General features: G+C 36.4%; 3 protein-coding genes. All 3 read right to left on the bottom strand.

All coding sequences use genetic code 11. The features are described from left to right. The coding region (locus R3333_RS13910) for a HAMP domain-containing protein (RefSeq protein ID WP_318959375.1) at nucleotides 1-1,010 on the bottom strand (1,010 nt) is incomplete at its 3' end. Next, the gene (locus R3333_RS13905; RefSeq protein WP_318959374.1) at nucleotides 1,007-2,140 is read right to left on the bottom strand and encodes an ABC transporter substrate-binding protein; all 1,134 of its coding nucleotides are present in this window, start codon (nucleotides 2,138-2,140) and stop codon (nucleotides 1,007-1,009) included. The genes R3333_RS13905 and R3333_RS13910, both read right to left, overlap by 4 nt. 3 nt (nucleotides 2,141-2,143) lie before the next feature. After that, on the bottom strand, nucleotides 2,144-2,907 hold a 764-nt coding region (locus R3333_RS13900), incomplete at its 5' end, for an ABC transporter substrate-binding protein (RefSeq protein WP_318959373.1).

Here is a 2,907-nt window from a genome sequence, read left to right as displayed (position 1 = left end):
CTGTGTTCCATTAAACCATTCACCATCGCACTCATACGATGTGTAGAGGTATTGATGTATTGTAAAAACTTTTTAGAGGTAGTATCAAGATTATCCTTGGCCTTCACTTGTAAACGCTCTGTTAAGGTATTCAGGGTTTTTAGCGGCTCTTGTAAATCATGAGAAGTAATGTAAACAAACTGTTCAAGCTCTTCATTTTTTCGTTGTATTTCGTTGTAACTGTAAGCGAGGTTGGCAGACATACGGTTGAATGATTTTGATAACTCTGCTAATTCTTTGGGGGATTGTATATCTAAAGCCCTTCCACTTTTTCCAGGTTCTGCATTTTCTGTTGCTTCGATTAATCGATGAATGGGTGAAACAATAGTTCTCGTAACGAGAAGAACGAGAAATACACCTAAAATACTTCCCACAACAATGGCAATTAAAACGAAATTAGAAACATTTTTCAGGTGCTCTTCTAACCTCGATTGCAACATGGTTAAATTGGTGGCGTATAGGTTTTCGAGTTCACTTGTTGTGTTATTTAGTTCAAAACTGAGCAGTGGGATTTCTGTTCGAACAATATTTTTAAGTTCTATAGAGTTAAGTATGGTTTGTTCATCGTGGGTAACCCATAAGATTTCGTCCATGCGTTGTATACGGACTTCAATCTTCGAAATTATCTCATCTATTTTGTCAATGAGTTTGCGTTTGTAAGGAGAATTAATTTGAATAGTGTTCAATTCATTCAATGCATGAGGCATCTCTACCTCAAGTATTTGTTTAATTCTATTGCTTGTACCAATATTGTTTTTATCCGTCCATCTATCAAATAACAATAGCATTCCCTCTCTATTCAAAGCATTGATTGATTTTAGTGCAGATAGGGCAGGGGTTATTTCACTTGCAATGACTTCATTCGTTTTACTAGCTTCTTTCGATAGATATTGATTAAAGCCCAGAACAACGGCAAGTAAAACAAAGAAAAGGGAGAAGCTCAACAAGAGAATGTTGCGTATTTTTTTCATCGTTTAACTTTAGAGAGTGTGTTTTTATCCGAGTATTGGTATAAACTAAAGTAGATACCTTTCGCGGCTCCGTTTTGGTCCATAGAAATATTCCCGCATACTCCCTGATAGAAATCTAAATCTGCAAATGAATGCTGGAGGTAAGTGGTGAGATCAGTCAAGTTTTCCTTGTTATTAGCTGTTTTTATAAAAGATAAGATGATTTCACTGGCATCCCAAGCTTGCAGAGCAGGCCAAATTGATATAGGTTTTCTATTATATTCTTGATAGTAGTTGGAAATAAATTCATTGGCTAGCGGAAAATTACCATCTGCTAAATTGAAGTAGGGGCATTCTGTTCCGATTATGCTCTCTTGAGCGTTGTGGTAATAATTAGTGTCTAATAAAACGGTACTTCCAAAGAAAGGAGCGGTTATACCTAATTTTCGAGCCTGTTGCATGGCATATCCAAAATTGGCGTAACCGAAAAATGCAATAGCGTCATATTCTTCTTCTTTTAATTCTTGCAATAATTCAATAAAGTTGGTGTCTCCCTTTTCTGTCTCTATTAGTTTACAAGAATAGCTTGTGTGCTCCATAACCTCCTCAACAGAGCGAGCGGCACGTCTCATGAAATCATTCGGGTAATAAAGTACAGCCGATTTTTTTAAACCTAACTCTATAATCCTAAATCCAATAATCTGATTGGCCTCCTCCGTTTTCTTAGCAATGGTGAAAGTGTTTTTGTTCATAGAAGACAAAAGAGAATCGCTGTTTAATGGGTTAATCAGGATGTCATTGTTCTGAGCAATTCTATCTTGTAATGCGATAGTGCCCTCTGTATTACTAATGAATACAATGTCTAAATCATGAAGTGCGTTTAAAGAGTCGTATAAATTAACGGCTTTGTATCCCTCCCAATTGTCATTGGCCCAATGAAACGTGATTTTTGGTTGATCATCTTTACGATTTGCATTGTATCTTTTGATGGACAGTGCTATTGCATTTTTTGCGGGTATACCTAAATCAATCGCTGTGCCATTAAGTGGACCTATATATGCAATATTGATTTCTTCAATTTTTTCAGTTGAACATGAATGCGCTAGTAGAGCAAAAATTGAAATAAGAAGAATGTAATATGATTTTTTCATAAGCTACTCGTACAGCGTTCGAACTTTTTTTGTTTCGCCTTTATTTACCAATTCGTATAAACTAAAATTGATTCCTTGAATACTTTTATCGTCTGTCATGTTTAAAAAACCGCAAATGCCAGAGTAATTCTTGATTTCGCTTAAGTTTTTTGTGATGAAAGCACTTAAGTTATCCTTGTCTACGTTTTTTTTATTGACATCGCGTACGGCGGAAATGAAAATATTCATGGCGTCATAGGCTTGCATGGGTGGCCAATCTGATGGAGGGGTCTGCCCATATTCAACACTGTAGTCGAGGAAAAAATCATTGGCCAAAGTTGCGTTGCCATCTTCGCGGGTAAAATAACTAAACTCAGTTCCTACGATTTCACCTTCAGAAAAGGTATAGAACTTTTCATCCAAAATTTCTGTACAACCGAAAAAAGGTGCTTCTATACCTAATTCACGCGCCTGTTTCATGGCAAAGCCAAGTTCCTCATATCCGAAAAAAGCATAGGCATCAGTACCATCATCCCTCAAAAGAGAGAGCTCTGTAGTATAGTCGTGTTGGTTGAGCTTAGTTTGAATAATTTCTACTTCTACTCCTTTCGGTTCAAGTTCTTTTTTAATCGTCAGAGCAGCGACTTCAAAAAAGTTGTAAGCAGGCCTCAGTATAGCTAACTTCTTCTTACCTAATTGTAATATTCTTTTTGAAATAACATGATTCGCTTGTTCTGTACTTTTGGCAATGAAAAATGTATTGATGGCATTATTGCGCAAATGGCTAT

The organism is Lishizhenia sp. (assembly GCF_033720595.1).
GTDB lineage: Bacteria > Bacteroidota > Bacteroidia > Flavobacteriales_D > Crocinitomicaceae > Lishizhenia.
This window is presented reverse-complemented; position numbering and strand designations above follow the sequence as displayed.